This is a genomic window from Bradyrhizobium sp., from assembly GCF_016213215.1.
Classification (GTDB): domain Bacteria; phylum Pseudomonadota; class Alphaproteobacteria; order Rhizobiales; family Xanthobacteraceae; genus Bradyrhizobium.
This window is the reverse complement of record NZ_JACRAW010000148.1, coordinates 13,223-29,528: the sequence shown is the minus strand read 5'-3', so window position 1 is coordinate 29,528 and position 16,306 is coordinate 13,223. Positions and strand designations below refer to the sequence as shown.

17 protein-coding genes are annotated in these 16,306 nt (G+C 63.7%); 9 read left to right on the top strand and 8 right to left on the bottom strand.

Annotated elements, in window-relative coordinates; all coding sequences use genetic code 11:
* The first annotated feature begins 30 nt into the window (after positions 1-30).
* Both HY852_RS24210 and HY852_RS24205 read left to right on the top strand, forming a co-directional pair.
* The gene (locus HY852_RS24210) at positions 31-789 is read left to right on the top strand and encodes a VWA domain-containing protein (RefSeq protein WP_291607424.1); all 759 of its coding nucleotides are present in this window, start codon (positions 31-33) and stop codon (positions 787-789) included.
* Positions 790-1,082: 293 nt separating this feature from the next.
* Positions 1,083-1,808, top strand: coding sequence for a DnaJ domain-containing protein (locus tag HY852_RS24205; RefSeq protein WP_291607423.1), 726 nt, complete (start codon positions 1,083-1,085; stop codon positions 1,806-1,808).
* Positions 1,809-2,031: 223 nt separating this feature from the next.
* Here HY852_RS24205 and HY852_RS24200 read toward each other — a convergent pair whose 3' ends face one another.
* Entirely contained in the window at positions 2,032-3,831 is a 1,800-nt protein-coding gene (locus tag HY852_RS24200) for a serine hydrolase (RefSeq protein ID WP_291607422.1), read from the bottom strand.
* Positions 3,832-4,224: 393 nt separating this feature from the next.
* Between HY852_RS24200 and HY852_RS24195 the strand changes: the two genes are divergently transcribed.
* Positions 4,225-4,569, top strand: coding sequence for a phasin family protein (locus HY852_RS24195; RefSeq protein WP_291607421.1), 345 nt, complete (start codon positions 4,225-4,227; stop codon positions 4,567-4,569).
* Between the two features lie 84 nt (positions 4,570-4,653).
* On the opposite strand, the gene HY852_RS24190 is transcribed toward HY852_RS24195, so the two are convergent.
* Both HY852_RS24190 and HY852_RS24185 read right to left on the bottom strand, forming a co-directional pair.
* Positions 4,654-6,309 (bottom strand): TadE/TadG family type IV pilus assembly protein, encoded by a 1,656-nt coding sequence (locus HY852_RS24190; protein WP_291607420.1) that lies wholly within the window; start codon positions 6,307-6,309, stop codon positions 4,654-4,656.
* 139 nt (positions 6,310-6,448) lie between these two features.
* The gene (locus tag HY852_RS24185; RefSeq protein ID WP_291607419.1) at positions 6,449-6,727 is read right to left on the bottom strand and encodes a hypothetical protein; all 279 of its coding nucleotides are present in this window, start codon (positions 6,725-6,727) and stop codon (positions 6,449-6,451) included.
* Between the two features lie 64 nt (positions 6,728-6,791).
* On the opposite strand from HY852_RS24185, the gene clpS reads away from it, so the two are divergent.
* Both clpS and clpA read left to right on the top strand, forming a co-directional pair.
* Positions 6,792-7,124, top strand: coding sequence for an ATP-dependent Clp protease adapter ClpS (gene clpS, locus HY852_RS24180; protein WP_291607418.1), 333 nt, complete (start codon positions 6,792-6,794; stop codon positions 7,122-7,124).
* Positions 7,125-7,385: 261 nt separating this feature from the next.
* Entirely contained in the window at positions 7,386-9,788 is a 2,403-nt protein-coding gene (gene clpA / locus HY852_RS24175; protein WP_291607417.1) for an ATP-dependent Clp protease ATP-binding subunit ClpA, read from the top strand.
* Between the two features lie 60 nt (positions 9,789-9,848).
* On the opposite strand, the gene HY852_RS24170 is transcribed toward clpA, so the two are convergent.
* From HY852_RS24170 to HY852_RS24155, 4 genes are all read right to left on the bottom strand, one after another.
* The gene (locus tag HY852_RS24170; protein WP_291607416.1) at positions 9,849-10,298 is read right to left on the bottom strand and encodes a PEGA domain-containing protein; all 450 of its coding nucleotides are present in this window, start codon (positions 10,296-10,298) and stop codon (positions 9,849-9,851) included.
* 118 nt (positions 10,299-10,416) lie between these two features.
* On the bottom strand, positions 10,417-11,838 hold the full coding sequence (locus HY852_RS24165) for an MFS transporter (RefSeq protein ID WP_291607415.1): 1,422 nt from the start codon (positions 11,836-11,838) through the stop codon (positions 10,417-10,419).
* A gap of 129 nt (positions 11,839-11,967) precedes the next feature.
* Positions 11,968-12,303, bottom strand: coding sequence for a c-type cytochrome (locus tag HY852_RS24160; protein ID WP_291607414.1), 336 nt, complete (start codon positions 12,301-12,303; stop codon positions 11,968-11,970).
* Positions 12,304-12,335: 32 nt separating this feature from the next.
* Positions 12,336-12,497 (bottom strand): hypothetical protein, encoded by a 162-nt coding sequence (locus HY852_RS24155; RefSeq protein ID WP_291607413.1) that lies wholly within the window; start codon positions 12,495-12,497, stop codon positions 12,336-12,338.
* 187 nt (positions 12,498-12,684) lie between these two features.
* Between HY852_RS24155 and HY852_RS24150 the strand changes: the two genes are divergently transcribed.
* From HY852_RS24150 to tsaA, 4 genes are all read left to right on the top strand, one after another.
* Entirely contained in the window at positions 12,685-13,644 is a 960-nt protein-coding gene (locus tag HY852_RS24150; RefSeq protein ID WP_291607412.1) for a lytic transglycosylase domain-containing protein, read from the top strand.
* A 202-nt stretch (positions 13,645-13,846) separates the two neighbouring features.
* On the top strand, positions 13,847-14,584 hold the full coding sequence (locus tag HY852_RS24145) for an AzlC family ABC transporter permease (RefSeq protein WP_291607411.1): 738 nt from the start codon (positions 13,847-13,849) through the stop codon (positions 14,582-14,584).
* A complete protein-coding gene (locus tag HY852_RS24140; protein WP_291607410.1) occupies positions 14,581-14,925 on the top strand; it encodes an AzlD domain-containing protein in 345 nt (114 codons plus the stop codon). Before HY852_RS24145 ends, HY852_RS24140 begins: the two co-directional genes overlap by 4 nt.
* A 327-nt stretch (positions 14,926-15,252) precedes the next feature.
* On the top strand, positions 15,253-15,729 hold the full coding sequence (gene tsaA, locus HY852_RS24135) for a tRNA (N6-threonylcarbamoyladenosine(37)-N6)-methyltransferase TrmO (RefSeq protein WP_291607453.1): 477 nt from the start codon (positions 15,253-15,255) through the stop codon (positions 15,727-15,729).
* 121 nt (positions 15,730-15,850) lie between these two features.
* Here the strand turns inward: tsaA and HY852_RS24130 are convergent, their stop codons facing one another.
* Positions 15,851-16,279, bottom strand: coding sequence for an HIT family protein (locus HY852_RS24130; RefSeq protein ID WP_291607409.1), 429 nt, complete (start codon positions 16,277-16,279; stop codon positions 15,851-15,853).
* Positions 16,280-16,306 lie beyond the last annotated feature (27 nt).

The window sequence follows — 16,306 nt, the reverse complement described above, 5'->3', positions numbered from 1 at the left end:
TAGTGATGGCATCCCGATGAGCGAACGCTGATGTCCGGCGAACCGACCAAACCCAGAACCGGCGACGTCAAACCGGCGCAAGAGACCGGGCAGGGCGGCGCGCTGCCGGAAGCCACGCGATCCACCGGGGATGACATCGCGGCGTTCGTGGCAAGGGCCCGCGCGATGTCGCCCCATGCGGCCGGTGCGAAGGGCAGGCTGATTTTCGCGCTCGATGCCACACTCAGCCGGCAGCCGACCTGGGACATGGCCTGCGCGCTCCAGGCCGACATGTTCCGCGAGGCGGGCGCGCTCGGCAGCCTGGATATCCGTCTCGTCTACTATCGCGGTTATAACGAGTGTCGGGCCACCGGATGGATTTCCGACAGCGCCAAGCTGGCAGGCCTCATGAGCCGAATCGATTGCCGAGGCGGCAACACCCAGATCGGCAGGGTACTCTCCGAGGCAAGGCGCGAAGCTGCGGCGTCAGGGGTGCGGGCTGTCGTGTTCGTCGGCGACGCCATGGAGGAGAATGTTGACAATCTCTGCGCCACGGCGGGCGAGCTCGGCATGTTGAAGGTGCCGGTCTTCGTGTTCCAGGAAGGCCATGATGTCGCAGCCGAGCAGGCGTTCCGGGAAATCGCGCGCCTCACGGGCGGCGCATGGGTCAGGTTCGATCCCGGGGCAGCGGCTCAGTTGCGCGAGCTCTTGCGGGCGGCGGCGGCCGATGCCGCCGGCGGTCGCGAGGCGCTGCTGCGACTGTCGAAAACGGCAAGCGGCGCGGCCAAGCTGATCGGCCAGATGCGATAGCCATCGATTGCCATGTCGGGGGCCGGGCGAGGTGGTCCGCTGCCAACGCCCGCGGATCTTATGTCGCAAACCATCTTGAGCGCGGTATCGGCGGCAATGATACGCTCCGGGAGGGTGGTCATGCTCTCGGTGTCGAAGCGGTCGGGCTCGAGGACCATGTGGCCTTGCGTGCCGTGCGCCTGTCACGCCGCCTTTAAGGGTTCCTGACGGAGCAGCCGACAATCGGGCTGAATCTGCCGGGGGGGGCGGCAACACGCCATGTTTTTTGCGGCGGGCCGGACTATATTCCCTCCATGCCGACCCTCATCGCCGGCGCTGTCGCCGTTATCGTTCTGTATTTTCTGTTGCAGATGCTTCGTGCCGCTAATCCGGTCATGCTGGCGCGCGCGATCAAGATTGTCGGCGGCGTGATAGCCTTGGCGGTGGCCGCTTTCACCGGTTTGCGGGGTGAGCTGGCGGTCGCGATCCCGCTCGGCATTTTCGGCGCGGGGTTGCTGGGCTGGTCGCCGTTCGGCACGCCCGGGTTCGGCAATATCGGCGGACTGTTCGGAGGCGCGAGCCGCTCGGCGGGACAGAGTTCGCGCGTGCGCTCGCAATTCCTGGAGATGCAGCTCGACCACGACACCGGGCAGCTAGCGGGTCAGTTCATCGCCGGCCCCAATGCCGGCCGCCTTCTCGACGAGTTCGAGCTTGCCCAGTTGGTCGCAATGATCCCGGCGTTTGACGCCGAGAGCGTGTCGTTACTTGAAAGCTATCTGGACCGCCGGTTTCCCGCTTGGCGTCAGAACGCACAGGGAAATGCGACAGGGGGGCAGAGCCGCGCGGCGTCGAGCGGCAAAATGACGGACGAGGAAGCCTATCAGATCCTTGGCCTGCAGCCGGGCGCGGGACGCGACGAAATCGTCCGAGCCCACCGCACCCTCATGAAGAAACTGCATCCCGACCAAGGGGGGTCGACGTACCTCGCTGCCCGTGTGAACGAGGCCAAGGATACTCTGCTTCGCACGCATAACGGATAACTCCGGCAACGCAACCAACGCCACGACCGCGAAGCTTCCGTCGCTCTGTCCGTTCGCCCGTTCCGCCCGCCGTTTTCCGGCGTGGTCGAATGCCCTGTCGACAAAACTTTAACCGTAATTCCTTGACGAGAGGTTGTTGCGGAGCTGGCGCGCGAACGCGCAGCGCCAAAAAAAGACCATGCCCGCACCGGGCGGGCATGGTCAGCACAAACTTGGATGAAGATCAGTTACGTACGGTAATGCAGGAAATGTCGGCACGCTTCAGCGTGCGACAGACTGCTTCCGCCTGGTCGCGTTCCAATCCAGCGAAGCGCGCGCGGAAGAGTTTGCGGTTGTCCCTGGCAACGACGGGCTCCGTGAAGGGATCCGCCTTGCTGAGCAGGCCGCGGGCGGAGCTGCGCGCCGCTTCGATGCGCTGCTGCGCTTCGCCTTCCGTTTCCAGTGCGCCGACCTGCACGATCCATCCGGTATGAACGGCCGGCCTGGTCGGGACGGGTTCCTGAACGGGCTGGGGCCGGGGGGCTTGGTCGACAGAGGCCATGGCTTGCGCAACGGACGGCTTGGGGCCGTTCGCCGCTGACGCAGGCAGCACGCCCAGGATACCGTTGCCAGTGCCGTGGCCGGGCGGCTGCGGCGGCAATTCGGCGCGGGCGCTCTCGGGCCTGCTCGGTTCGCTTTTTGCGGCTTCAGCCTTGGCGACCACGGCTCCCGAGGTTTCTGCAACTTCCGGTCGGCTCGGAATCGCGCTGGTAACCGGCGGCGCAACCGGCTGGACCGTCGTGGCCGAGGCAAGCTTCACCTGTCCGGCCTTGACCTGCACGGTCTTCACCTTCACGGGCTTCATCGGCTCGGACGAGCCCGGGATGATCGAGAGCGGCTGACCCTGGATGACGCCGTTGGTGAGCGGCGCAGGTTCGACCTTCTGGGCCGGCGGCACCGCAGCGGTTGCGGCGGCGAGTACGCGCGAGGCGGCCGAGGCCGGGCGCGGCGGGGTGGCTTCTACCGAAGGCGCCTGGACTGCTGCCACCTGCGCGGGACGGGGCTGGGCGTCGGCCGCCTTTGCGACATCGGGGGCGGTATCGGAGGAGTTGCGCTCGGCGATCGCGGCAACGGTGCGCGTGGTCGAGGCCCTCTCGAGGTTCTCTGCAAGCAGGTTTCGCATGATCGCATCGCGCGAACCGCCGCTACGGCCGCCCAGCACAACGCCGATCAAATGGCGGTTGCCGCGGCGCATCGAGCTCACGAGATTGAAGCCGGAAGCGCGGGTGTAGCCGGTCTTGATGCCGTCCACGCCCTCGACGTTGCCAAGCAGGCGGTTGTGGTTGCGGATCGACTGGCCGCGGAAGTTAAACGAGGTAGTTGCGAAGTAGCGGTAGTAGCGCGGGAAGCGATCCTGGATCGCGCGGCCGAGCGTCGCCTGGTCGCGCGCCGTCGTCACTTGTGCGTCGTCGGGCAGGCCCGAGGCGTTGCGGTAAACGGTCTTCGTCATGCCGAGCGAGCGCGCCTTGCGCGTCATCATCGAGGCGAAGTCCTCTTCATCGCCCGCGATGGCTTCCGCGATGACGACCGCCGCATCATTGGCCGAGCGCGTTACGAGACCCTTGATCGCATCTTCGACCCTGATGGTTTGGCCGGGTCGCAGCCCGAGCTTGGTCGGAGCCTGATCGGAGGCATGCTCGGAAACCTGCAATTCGGTGTCGGGCTTCATCTTGCCGGTTTCGAGACGCTCGAACAGCAGGTAGAGCGTCATGATCTTGGTGAGGGAGGCGGGGTGGCGGATCGCGTCAGGGCTGGTGGCCTGCAGGGTCGCGCCCGAATTGCCGTCAACGATGATGGAGGAGAAAGACGGGCTGTAAGTGTCGGCCGCCTGGCGGTGATGGATGTGCTGGCGGGCGCTATGCCGATGCCGGTAACGGCGCGCATCGGCGCTGTCGACGGTGAAGATGACCGCAGCGGTGATGGTGAGAACCCCGAAAACCCCAACCCGCGCCCAGCGCGAGGAAGCAAAGTTTTTTCGAAGCATGAAACCCCGTCCCCGTTTCTGACTTGATCACCGGTCCGTGAGGCAAAATTGTGCCCATCTGGCCCGTGATCTTCCTGTCTGACCCCTCCGATACGCGTTTCGCTCGCGCCAGAGGCCGAAGGCTCAAGCCGCGGCTCTCGCTAAGCTTATGTTCCAGAGCGGCTTTTGACCGCGTGTCGGAAGGTAACCACGTCCGGGAATCAGGGTACGGGGCGCGAGTTTCCAAAGCCTTAAGGAACCCTTGCGTAAATCCCCGGGGTTTTCTGCTCATTTCGATTGCATTTGTGCGATGCACAAGATTCTTGACTTTTTTGTGCAGTGCACTAAATAGGCAGCGTCAGGGAGCCGGGACCTTCCCGGCCGATCGGCACGACAGTCTGGGAAAGGATCCACATGTTCAAAGTTGACGACATTCAGAATTACGGCAAGGAGCAGTTCGAGACGGTCCTCGCTTCCGCCACCTCGGTGCAGAACGGCATCCAGGCGATCGCAAGCGCCTATGGCGACTTCACCAAGAAGTCCTTTGAGGACACCAAGTCCTTCGTCGAGAAGCTCTCGAGCGTGAAGTCGCTGGACAAGGCGCTCGAAGCGCAGTCGGACTTTGCTCGCTCGGCCTACGAGACCTTCGTTGCCGAGTCGCAGAAGATCGCGGGCCTCTATGGCGACCTCGCCAAGCACGCCTTCAAGCCGGTCGAGACGCTGGTTTCCAAGTTCGCCCCGACCGCGACGACCCACTAAGACTTCCTGACGGAAAACTTCCAAGCAAAAAGACCGGCTGATGCAGCCGGGCTTTTTTTATCTGAGTTCGTTCGTCGTTTCCGTCTACTGCGCCACGTGCAACCGGCTGATCTGTGTCGTCACGTTCTGGAACGCGGCTGCGGTCTGGCCGGCCGAGGTGATCATCTGGAAGTAGGCCGGGCTGCTTGCGCAGTATTGCAGTACGGCCGAAGTCGGATCGGGGCTGCTCGTGCTGGTATTGATCTGGATGGCGAAGATCTGGACGTTGGCCTTCTTGATGTTGTCGCAGAGAATCTTCTGGCGGGCGTCGATCGTGTTTTGATCAGAAGTCCAGCGATTTTGCGTGTTCATGCCGTCTGACACGAGCACGAGATAATCCTGGTAGCTGTAACCGTTTTCCTTTGACGGAGCCGACAGTGGGGCGGTCTGACTTAGCGAGAACCAACCCCATGCGGCGCCGATAGCCTGGTTGGTGTTGCCCGCCGGGTAGAGGCCGTCGATGCTGGACTTCAGCGCGCTCCAGGAGTTGCTCATCGCGGTCAGGGCGGGGGAGCAGGAGGCGTATTGTTCGGCATAAAACATCTTCGCGGGATCGCCGAGTGTCGGCACGTCTTTCGTGGTGTCGTAGTTCTGATCGCGGTCGATCACGCAACCGTTCCAGGTGCTGTGATCGTTGATCACCCAGTCGTGCTTGTAATTGCGAACGGTCTCCGTACAGGTCTTAGTCCAGTTAACAGTGTTGCAGGAGCACGTGCTGCCGGTTCCACCGATCATGCCCTTGTCGAAGCTGCAGCTGCAGCTTCCGCCGGTGCAGAAGGTGCGAGTCGTGGTCGTGCCCAGGTCGACGCTGCTATAGCAGCCGTTGTAATAGTTGCGGCTGGAATTATCGAGGCCCGGGCAGATGTAACCCTTGTAAGTGCCGCTTGAAGGGATCGTGCTCGTCGAGGCGCTGCCGTTAACCGGCGTGGTCACACAGCGAAAACCATGGGATTGACTACTGAACGGGCATTTCGAACCGGGACCATAATTCTGCCAGTTCGCGGGCTTCGTCGTCTTGATGTTGGCAGGCTCGGATTCCCACTTGTCCCAGTTGACATAGGTGGTGTTGCCAGAACCGATATTCACGTCCCGCGAGAACGGGATCAGCGAAATGTAAACGTCGCCGGTTGTGTGGTTCAGGTTGCTGAGCTGATCGACCATGGTCTTGGCGGCGCTCTTCAGGTTCGGCATCTTCTCGTCTGACGACATCGATCCGGTGGTGTCGAGCGCCAGCGCCACGCGCAAGCGCGTGTCGCCCCACTTCGAGGTTGATTTCGTGCTGAACTCCATCGTCTGGAACCCGGTCAGCTTCATGAATTCGGTGTAGATGTATCCGGACGCGTTCATCACGATATTCGAGGCGCCCTTGTCGTCTTTCGCCGTATAGGTCGCGCGGATATCAGCGGTTGAGTAGATGGCGTCCTTCGGCACGTAGAGACCCTGGAAATAGAGTCTTGCCTTGCTCTCGATGTCCGCCTCCGTGATCGTTCCTGCATTCAAGTCCTTTGCGACCATCAACGCCGCGGAGTCGAGCGCCGACTGCATTGACGTGCGGGCCCTGACCGCGCGGCTATAGTCTATCGCCGCGCCGATAAGAGTTAGGACCGGTATCAGCGCGATGGCGAAAATGACGGCAATATTGCCGTGTTCGGCCGATGCGAACCGGGCGAGGAGAGAACGCGGGACGGAAACGCGGGGCATGAGGATCTCCGGATTTCTACCGTTCGGCGAGTTGTCGCGCCGGCGGTTGAACGCTCGGTAAATCTGATCTCATAAACTCGGGGGAATCCACCCATCGGGAGATCCAGCCTCGAAAAGCGGGTTCCCTTGTCAATTTGGCCTAAATCGCACCGCTGAAGTTTTTGTCAAACCGGTCGGGATTGATTAACCTTGCCCCGGATCGCTGAATGGGAATCGGCCGTTGCTGCCGCATCGGATGGTGCCTTTGCACGCTTGCGGCGAGCCGGTGGCCGGCCCATATTCTGGCCATCGACCCGGCTGCGCCGGATCGGTCGGGAGCGGCGATCCGCAGATAGCGCGCCTGGGGAGGCTCCGGAAGGAGGGGCAGCGCCGGGATGGCTATCCTCGCTTCCGTGGGGAATTTGAACGCCTGTGCCATGCCGCAACTAACTTCCAGCCTTGATCTACCGGCGTCAGCCGCCGTTTCAGTCACCGGATCCCGGATGGGGCAGGACGACCGTCGCTCCGGCGGCAGTTCGGGGCCGACCACTTCGGTGATCACCAAGGTCAAGCCGAAAGCCAAGCGGCCCAACCTGTACCGGGTTCTCATCCTGAACGACGACTACACGCCGATGGAGTTCGTCGTTCATGTGCTGGAGAGGTTTTTCAACAAGGACATCGAGTCCGCGACCAAGATCATGCTGCACGTCCACCATCACGGGATCGGGGAGTGCGGCATCTTCACCTACGAGATCGCCGAGACCAAGGTGACGCAGGTGATGGATTTCGCGCGCAAGCATCAGCATCCTCTCCAATGCGTGATGGAAAAGAAATAGCCGCGCGCTGAAGGCCGATTTGACCCATCCCGATCTGAAGTGGCCGCGAGCAGGCGGACAGCCGCTCGCGAGCATTAAGAATTTGGCGTCGGCATGACATCCCGCCCAAATAGGAACGGGTTTTGCATCGAAAATGGCGTCGACGGTATGAGTCGCGGAACCGGTCTTTCGCCGCGATCTTGTATAACTATATTTGACAAAGGTTGTTGTTGCCTGACCGGGCAACGGCGATCATGATGGCGGGGGCCACAGAGGACGCGAATGCCGACTTTTTCCCAAAGCCTTGAACAATCCCTGCATCGTGCACTGGCGATCGCGAACGAACGTCATCACCAATACGCGACGCTCGAACATCTCCTGCTGTCGCTGATCGATGACTCGGATGCGGCTGCCGTCATGCGTGCGTGCAGCGTCGACCTCGACAAGCTGCGTTCCAGTCTCGTCAACTACCTCGAGACCGAATTCGAAAATCTCGTCACCGACGGCGCGGACGACGCCAAGCCGACCGCCGGCTTCCAGCGCGTGATCCAGCGCGCGGTGATCCACGTGCAGTCCTCCGGCCGCGAGGAGGTGACTGGCGCCAACGTCCTGATCGCGATCTTCGCCGAGCGCGAAAGCCACGCCGCCTATTTCCTGCAGGAGCAGGACATGACGCGCTACGACGCGGTCAACTACATCAGTCACGGCATCGCCAAGCGGCCCGGCGTCTCCGAGGCGCGGCCGGTGCGCGGCGTCGACGAGGAGACCGAGAGCAAGGGCAACGAGGACTCCAAGAAGAAAGGCGAGGCGCTCGATACCTATTGCGTCAACCTCAACAAGAAGGCGCGCGACGGCAAGATCGATCCGGTCATCGGCCGTAATTCCGAGATCAACCGCGCGATCCAGGTGCTGTGCCGCCGGCAGAAGAACAACCCGCTGTTCGTCGGCGAAGCCGGCGTCGGCAAGACCGCGATCGCGGAGGGGCTGGCCAAGCGCATCGTCGACAGCGAGGTTCCGGAAGTTCTGGCCACCGCCACCGTGTTCTCGCTCGACATGGGCACGTTGCTAGCGGGCACGCGCTATCGCGGCGACTTCGAAGAGCGATTGAAGCAGGTGTTGAAGGAACTGGAGGCGCATCCGAGCGCCATCCTGTTCATCGACGAGATCCATACCGTGATCGGGGCAGGGGCGACCTCCGGCGGCGCGATGGACGCTTCCAACCTCCTGAAGCCGGCGCTCGCTTCCGGCACCATCCGCTGCATGGGCTCGACGACCTACAAGGAGTATCGTCAGCACTTCGAGAAGGACCGCGCGCTGGTGCGGCGGTTCCAGAAGATCGACATCAACGAGCCGACGGTCGAGGACGCGATCGCGATCCTGAAGGGACTGAAGCCCTATTTCGAGGATTACCACCGGCTGAAATACACCAATGAGGCCATCGAGGCCGCGGTGCAGCTGTCCTCGCGCTACATCCATGACCGCAAGCTGCCGGACAAGGCCATCGACGTGATCGACGAGTCGGGCGCGGCTCAGATGCTGGTCGCCGAGAGCAAGCGCAAGAAAACGATCGGCCTCAAGGAGATCGAGACCACGATCGCTTCCATGGCGCGGATCCCGCCCAAGAGCGTGTCCAAGGACGATGCCGAGGTGTTGAAGCATCTGGAGCAAACGCTCAAGCGCGTGGTGTTCGGTCAGGACAAGGCGATCGAGTCGCTGGCTGCCTCGATCAAGCTGGCGCGGGCAGGCCTGCGCGAGCCCGAGAAGCCGATCGGCTGCTACCTGTTCTCCGGACCGACCGGCGTCGGCAAGACCGAGGTCGCAAAGCAGCTCGCCGCGTCGCTCGGCGTGGAACTGCTGCGCTTCGACATGTCCGAATACATGGAACGACACACCGTGTCGCGCCTGATCGGCGCCCCTCCCGGCTATGTCGGCTTCGACCAGGGCGGTCTGCTCACCGACGGGGTCGACCAGCACCCGCACTGCGTGGTGCTGCTCGATGAAATCGAGAAGGCGCATCCCGACCTTTACAACGTGCTGCTGCAGATCATGGACCACGGCCGGCTCACCGACCACAACGGCAAGCAGGTCAACTTCCGCAACGTGATCCTGATTATGACCACCAATGCCGGCGCGGCTGATCTCGCAAGGCAAGCCTTCGGCTTCACCCGCACCAAGCGGGAAGGCGACGACCACGAGGCGATCAACCGGCAGTTCGCGCCCGAGTTCCGCAACCGGCTGGACGCCATCGTCTCCTTCGCCCATCTGAATGCCGACGTGATCGGCATGGTGGTGGAGAAGTTCGTACTCCAGCTTGAGGCCCAGCTCGGCGATCGCGACGTCACGATCGAACTGTCGGAGTCCGCCAAGGCCTGGCTGATCCAGCACGGATATGACGAGCAGATGGGCGCGCGGCCGATGGCCCGCGTGATCCAGGAGCACATCAAGAAGCCGCTGGCGGACGAGGTGCTGTTCGGCAAGCTGAAGGGTGGCGGCCATGTCCGCGTCGTCCTGGTCAAAGACGAGGCGGATCCGACGGCGGACAAGATCGGCTTCGAGTTCGTGGAAGGGCCGGTCACGCCGAAGCCGGAGAAGCTGCCCGGTGCGCGCAAGCGAACCCCGCCGCGCAAGCCCAAGTCGGGTGGCTCGAAGGGCTCACCGTCCAAGGGGCCGCTGGTCAAGGTCTGATCCGAATACCGCCAAAATCAAAGGGCCGGCCGAAGAGGCCGGCCTTTTTGTTTGCGAGACTTAACTGCCTGCCTCGGGGGCACGCGCCGGACGCTTCTTGCGCGGTGCGACCGGAGGCGGAGCCGAGGGTTGCAGCGTCACGATCACCGGGTTCGGCTTGTGGTCGGTCGCCGCGCCGGTCGCGGCATCGACGCCCATGCCCACCAGACCGCCGAGGAGGAGATTCCCCGCAAAGCCGGCCGCGCCGCTACCGGGTATCTCCTTGGTGAGTTGCACGGTCTGCGACGCGTATCCGTCCTTCTGGAAGGTCACGGAGATGTCGGCATTGCGTTTGGCCACGACCGCGCAGGGCGTGACGCACGTCGTCGGCGCATCGAGCCCGGAAACGATGGCCTCGGCGCCTGACGGCGTCGACGAAATGGCGATGTTCTCTGTCGTGCCGCGCGTGACGGACGCGCAACCAGCGAGCGTGACGCCAAGCGTCACGACCAAAAAAACTCGAAACTTCATCCGGATGTCCCCCAACCGGCTGTAGTGAAGCGCAACCGTAGCGCGAGAGCAAGGGGGCGGTTGTGAGGGATGACAGAATAGAACGATGGTTGCTCCGGGCCCGGAGGTTCTGAACCCATTAATCCCCCTTCATCCGCTGCCCGTCATGCACCCGGACATGTTCGGCGCCGCGAGCCGCGGCCGGCGACAGCCGGAGCATGCTCAGCGTGGCCCCGCAGAGGGCAAAACCGACGGCAGCAAACAGGGCCATGCGGGTGCCATCGGTCGGGTAGCGCCCCAGAAACAGCGCGACCAGCGCCGCGCCGGTCGTCTGCCCCAACAGGCGCGCCGTGCCGAGCATGCCGCTGGCGCCGCCGGCGCGCTCGCGCGGGGCGGCTGCGATCATGGTGCGGTTGTTGGGTGTCTGGAACAGGCCGAAGCCCAGCCCTGCGAGCGCCATGCGCCAGATCACGTCGAGCGGCGAGGGGCTAGCCGGCAGCAGCGCCAGGGCGGCGAGGCCTGTGGCAAACAGCAAGAGGCCGATCCCGCCCAGAAGGCCCGCCGGATAGAACTCGACGAGGCGTCCGGCGAGCGGCGCGGCAAAGGCCAGCGCGATCGGCCACGGCGTGATCAGAAGGCCCATCTGAACGGCGGAATAGCCGAAACGGCTCTGAAGGTAGAAGGGGATCGCGACAAAGGCCAGCATCTGCCCGCAGAACGAGGCGATCGAGGTCGCGATCGACAGCGCGAATACCGGACTGCGCAGCAGGTCGACCGGAAGCAGCGGCGACGAGAGATGGGTCTCGCGATAAATCAAAAGAGCGCCAGCGACGATGGCGATGCCGAACTCGATCAGGCAGGTGAGGGGCGGCTCGCCATGTCCGACGCTGTCGATCGCAAAAATGCCGACCCCGAACGTGATGGCGGAAAGACCTCCGCTTTGCCAGTCGAAGGCGCGGTCGGCTCTCCGCGTGTGGGGCAGGCAGTGCCACCCGAGCGCGGCGGCGAGGATGCCGATCGGCATGTTGATCGCGAACAGATATGGCCAGCTGCCGACGGCCAGAATGCCTGCCGCAAGTGTCGGCCCGATGGCGGCGGAGACGGCGACCACGAGCGCATTGAGGCCGATGCCGCGGCCAAGCAGGGCATGCGGATAGGTGAAGCGCACCAGCGCGGCGTTGACGCTCATGATGCCCGCCGCGCCAAATCCCTGTGCGATGCGCGCGATCGTCAACAGCAGCAGCGTGTCCGACAGCGCGCACAGGGCGGAAGCCAGGGTGAACAGCACCAGACCGGCGAGATAGACGCGACGGTAGCCGATGATTTCGCCGAGCGAGGCCATCGGCAACAGCGAGATCGTGATCGCGAGCTGATAGCCGTTGACGATCCAGATCGAGAAGGCGGGGCTGGCGTCAAGGTCAGCGGCGATGGTCGGCAGCGCCACGTTGACGATCGTGCCGTCGACGACCGACATGATGATACCGAGTGCTATGGTAAGGATGGCCCAGCGGCGTTGCGGCAGCGGCAGACCATCGGCATGCTCGGTCGTGACGGAGGACATCGTGAACGCAGGTTTGTCCCGGCAGCACCAAGCCGCCGCGGTCATGAATCAGCTGACATGGCGCAACTTGGATGCGCCACGATGGTTCCAGAGCGCGCGCCACTGGCTCGGCCGCGCTCAAGCCGCAGCCTATTTCGGCTTTCGCCGCTCCCGAATCGCCTTGATGTAGTTGACGGCGGCCTCGGCATCCTCGCGGTCGAACCGGAAGGTCGGCATGTCCGGGTGTATGGTGCTCAACCCGTCCTGCAGGCGCTGGGCGAAGTCATTGTCGTACAGCTTGTCTTCGCCGAAGCTGCGAAACGGAGGCGCCAAGCTGTTCGGGCTCGCGCCGGTCGAGCCCACCGCGTGGCAGTGCCCGCACATCTTCCGCAACAGCTCCTTGCCGTGCTGCTGCTCGGCGTCGAGCGCGTGGCTCGCGGCGGTGAAGCAGCCGATCATCAGGACGGCAATTCCGGACCTTCGCATCGGACGTCTCTCGTGGTGCGACACCTCGCTCCTTACCAGCGGGAAGTCACCTTGCCAAACACATAGAGTGCAACGAGTCCGATCGTGACGGCGGTCGAGAAAACCAGCACGCGCCGCTCCCAATCGAGCCGCGCCCTCTCGGCCCTGCCGAGGATGAAAAAGGTGAACAAGGCCTTGAAGGCAGACTTGTGCATCGGGGGCCTGTCGAATTGCCATACGATTTCACGGCCTTGGGAAGGGCGCTTGATGCACGTCAACGGCTGAGCGACTGTGCGGGCGAGCGGGCACGTGCCGCCGCCACGATCTTCGCTTGGCTAGGTGGTTTGCCCGGGGTCGAACCGGCTTCCTGGAACAAGGCCTGCTTTGCGGACTTCTGTCGCCATGCGTCGCGCGTTTTGCATCATCGCCGTACTCCTGCTGGTGTCCGGACACGCCGCCGCGGATGGCACGCGCGCGAGCAATGAAGGGGTGCCGCCAAGCGCTCAGGAGCCCGCCGCCAAGAACGAGCCGACCAAATCGCCCACCGATCCCGGACGTGAGAACGATACGCGCGAGGCGATCTGTTTGATGATTGAGTCGGCGGCGCGGGCGGCAGACCTGCCGCTGGAATTCTTCGCCCGCGTGATCTGGCAGGAAAGCCGCTTCCAGCCCGATGCTGTCGGGCCGGTGACCCGCAACGGTGATCGCGCGCAGGGCATCGCGCAGTTCATGCCGGGTACGGCCAGTGAACGGCGGCTGCTCGATCCCTTCGATCCGGTGCAGGCCTTGCCGAAATCGGCCGAATTCCTCAACGAGCTGCGCCACCAGTTCGGCAATCTCGGCCTTGCGGCTGCGGCCTATAACGCCGGTCCCCGGCGGGTGCAGGAATGGCTCACTGGTACCGGCGTGATGCCGCAGGAGACCCGCAACTACGTGGTCGCGATCACCGGCTCGACCGTCGATGACTGGGCGGCGGCCGGCAAGAAAGGCAAGATGCCGCAAAGCGCGCCGCCGACGAGCTGCCGCGACTTGATGGCATTGCTCAGGCGCGCGCCCAACCCGTTCATCACCCAACTCGAGGAGCACGTGAGGCTGGCTGCCGCAAAACCGTGGGGCGTGCAGCTAGCCGCCGGCTTCGACCGCAACAAGGCGCTGGCGATGTATTCCCGCGCGATCCGACGGCTGAGCGGCGTGATCGGCGATCGCGACCCGAGCTTATTGTCGTCGGTCATGCGCAGCCGCGGCTCGCGACCCTTCTATCAGGTGCGGATCGGTGCCGAGACACGTCCCGAAGCCGACGATCTTTGCAACCGCATCCGCCGCGCCGGCGGCGCCTGCTTCGTGCTGCGGAATAGGGTGTGAGGGGGGCGCACGCCATTCCGGGACGGTCCGAAGGACGGGACCCGGAATCTCGATCCAAATCTCCCGGTTCCGGGTTCGATGCTTTGCATCGCCCGGAACGACGGTGATGTAGCGCGCATGCCAGCCTTGATGCACGCTTCCTTGACGGAAGCTGCTTCATCGCCCGTTATGCCCGAGCAAGATTCCCTTCCTCCGGCTTCCCGTGGCGCTTCCTCCGCTCGATTCACACAGATGGCATGGACCCCTGCGCGCCTTCGCGTGGGGGCTGAGCTCGGTTACCAGAACGGTGCTGACGCTGGTGCTGTTCGCGACCTATCTCGGCGTCGGCGCGCTTGCCCACGATACGCATTTCAGCCTGGGCTGGGTGCTCGCGAGCACGATCCTCGTATGGGCCGGTCCGGCGCAGATCATCCTGATATCGACGCTATCCTCAGGCGCTACCATCATCCAGGCGGCCCTTGCCGTGACGGTAAGCGCGATCCGCCTGTTGCCGATGGTCGCATCCGTCCTGCCCATGCTGCGCGGGCCGAAGACACGCCGGCGCGAGCTGGTGCTGGCGTCGCACTTCATCGCGGTCACCTTATGGGTAGAGTGCTTTCGTTTGTTGCCGCAGGTGCCCCGCGAACGGCGGCTTGCCTTCGTGTTTGGTCTCGGCATCGGATTGGTATCGATCTGCCTGCTCGCCAACGTCATCGGCTACACGCTGGCCGGCAGCCTGCCTCCAATCTTCGCTGCCGCAATGCTGCTGCTCACGCCGCTCGCGTTCCTGCTATCGACCGCGCGCAATTGCCGCGAGTTGTCCGATATCCTGGCCTTGGTGCTCGGCCTCGCGCTGTTCCCGGTGATCGGACTGCTTCACACCGGAGTAGATATCCTGATCAGCGGCATGACGGCGGGCACCATCGCCTTCGCCGTTCATTGGTGGCGGGAGAGGGCATGAGCGATTTTATCGGCGATTGGCATGCGCTGTTCGTGCTCGTGATCGCGGGCTTCCTGCCCAACGAGATCTGGCGGCTCGCCGGATTCTGGCTTGGCGCGGGCGTCGACGAAGGCTCGGACCTCCTGGTGTGGGTGCGGGCGGTCGCGACCGCGATCCTTGCCGGCGTCATCGCGCAGATCGTGGTGCAGCCGCCGGGTGCGCTCGCGACGGTGCCGGACTTGCTGCGCTATGGTGCAGTTGCTGCGGGCTTTCTTGCCTTCATGCTGACGCGCCGCTCCATCTTCGCCGGCGTCCTTTTCGGCGAGCTGGTCATGCTGGCGGGGAAATGGTGGCTGGGGTAATGCCAATCCTCATGGTGAGGAGGCGCTTAGCGCCGTCTCGAACCATGAGGCCCGGGCCTCATCCTTCGAGACGCTTGCTTCGCAAGCTCCTCAGGGGGTGTGAATCTCTTGAGGTTGCGACGTTCCAACCCTCATGGTGAGGAGCGCCGAAGGCGCGTCTCGAACCATGAGGCCCGGACCCGGGCCTTCATCCTTCGACACGCTTGCTTCGCAAGCTCCTCAGGATGAGGAGATACGGCTCGCGCCTCAAGGATGAGCTGACAAGGCTGGCATTGCGGTACGAGACCAATCGGCTAGGCTCGCATGGATTTTTCAAGGGACCACATCATGCCGCAGGAAGCTGAACTCCGCGAGGGCGAGGTCGCCATCGAACTGCCGCCGCCGCGCGATGCCGCCCTCATCTTCATCGGGCGCATCCGCACGCCCTGGACCTCGCGGCTAGAGACGCCGCGGCAGGGCCGGCAGGACGGGCCCATTTGCCGGCTGGAGGTGTTCGAGCCGTTCGTGCCGGCGATCAAGGGGCTCGAGGAGTACGGCAATCTCGAAGTGCTGTACTGGCTCCACGAGTCGCGCCGCGACCTCGTCATTCAAAGCCCGAAGCACCATGCGTCGACACGCGGTACGTTCGCGTTGCGCTCGCCGCAGCGGCCGAACCCGATCGGCACATCGACGGTCAAGCTGGTCGGCATCGAGGGCAACACGCTCTTGGTACGCGGGCTGGATTGCCTGGACGGCACGCCGCTGCTCGACATCAAGCCCGACCGTTGCGAATTCTCGCCGCAGCCGGAGGCGGGCGAGAGCTAGACGGGTAGGGCTGTCACTGCAATTTCGTCATTGCGAGCGAAGCGAAGCAATCCAGAATGTCTCCGCTGCGGCAGTCTGGATTGCTTCGTCGCTTTGCTCCTCGCAATGACGGGAGAAAGGCTCAACTCCCCTCCAACGCCGCGATCAGCTTGGTCGCGTTGTCTTCGAGGGCCTTGCTATCTTCCTTGCGGCTGGCCGGCGGCAGCAGCGCGATGCCGTTGTGGCGCGGCAGGACGTGCATGTGCAGGTGGAAGACGACCTGTCCGCCCGCCGGCTCGTTGAACTGCTGGATGGTGATGCCGTCGGCTGCGAAGGCTTTCATCGCGGCCTTGGCAATCGTTCGCGCGGCACGCGCAACGTGGGCGTAGTCCTCTGCGCTGATGTCGAGGATGTTGCGGGCAGGGGCCTTGGGGATGATCAGCGTATGCCCGGGCGTGCGCGGCATGATGTCGAGGAAGGCGAGCACATGCTCGCTCTCGTAGACCTTGTAGCAGGGGAATTCGCCGCGCAGGATCTTGGCGAAGGGATTGTTGGGATCGTAGGCGGTCATGGCGACACTCCTGAAAAAGGCTGTCCT

What these genes read in the sequence shown, in the direction of transcription:
- HY852_RS24210 (WP_291607424.1), top strand. Translation starts at nt 31, where the DNA reads ATGTCCGGCGAACCGACCAAACCCAGAACCGGCGACGTCAAACCGGCG.
- HY852_RS24205 (WP_291607423.1), top strand. Translation starts at nt 1,083, where the DNA reads ATGCCGACCCTCATCGCCGGCGCTGTCGCCGTTATCGTTCTGTATTTT.
- HY852_RS24200 (WP_291607422.1), bottom strand. Translation starts at nt 3,831, where the DNA reads ATGCTTCGAAAAAACTTTGCTTCCTCGCGCTGGGCGCGGGTTGGGGTT.
- HY852_RS24195 (WP_291607421.1), top strand. Translation starts at nt 4,225, where the DNA reads ATGTTCAAAGTTGACGACATTCAGAATTACGGCAAGGAGCAGTTCGAG.
- HY852_RS24190 (WP_291607420.1), bottom strand. Translation starts at nt 6,309, where the DNA reads ATGCCCCGCGTTTCCGTCCCGCGTTCTCTCCTCGCCCGGTTCGCATCG.
- HY852_RS24185 (WP_291607419.1), bottom strand. Translation starts at nt 6,727, where the DNA reads ATGGCACAGGCGTTCAAATTCCCCACGGAAGCGAGGATAGCCATCCCG.
- clpS (WP_291607418.1), top strand. Translation starts at nt 6,792, where the DNA reads ATGGGGCAGGACGACCGTCGCTCCGGCGGCAGTTCGGGGCCGACCACT.
- clpA (WP_291607417.1), top strand. Translation starts at nt 7,386, where the DNA reads ATGCCGACTTTTTCCCAAAGCCTTGAACAATCCCTGCATCGTGCACTG.
- HY852_RS24170 (WP_291607416.1), bottom strand. Translation starts at nt 10,298, where the DNA reads ATGAAGTTTCGAGTTTTTTTGGTCGTGACGCTTGGCGTCACGCTCGCT.
- HY852_RS24165 (WP_291607415.1), bottom strand. Translation starts at nt 11,838, where the DNA reads ATGTCCTCCGTCACGACCGAGCATGCCGATGGTCTGCCGCTGCCGCAA.
- HY852_RS24160 (WP_291607414.1), bottom strand. Translation starts at nt 12,303, where the DNA reads ATGCGAAGGTCCGGAATTGCCGTCCTGATGATCGGCTGCTTCACCGCC.
- HY852_RS24155 (WP_291607413.1), bottom strand. Translation starts at nt 12,497, where the DNA reads ATGCACAAGTCTGCCTTCAAGGCCTTGTTCACCTTTTTCATCCTCGGC.
- HY852_RS24150 (WP_291607412.1), top strand. Translation starts at nt 12,685, where the DNA reads ATGCGTCGCGCGTTTTGCATCATCGCCGTACTCCTGCTGGTGTCCGGA.
- HY852_RS24140 (WP_291607410.1), top strand. Translation starts at nt 14,581, where the DNA reads ATGAGCGATTTTATCGGCGATTGGCATGCGCTGTTCGTGCTCGTGATC.
- tsaA (WP_291607453.1), top strand. Translation starts at nt 15,253, where the DNA reads ATGCCGCAGGAAGCTGAACTCCGCGAGGGCGAGGTCGCCATCGAACTG.
- HY852_RS24130 (WP_291607409.1), bottom strand. Translation starts at nt 16,279, where the DNA reads ATGACCGCCTACGATCCCAACAATCCCTTCGCCAAGATCCTGCGCGGC.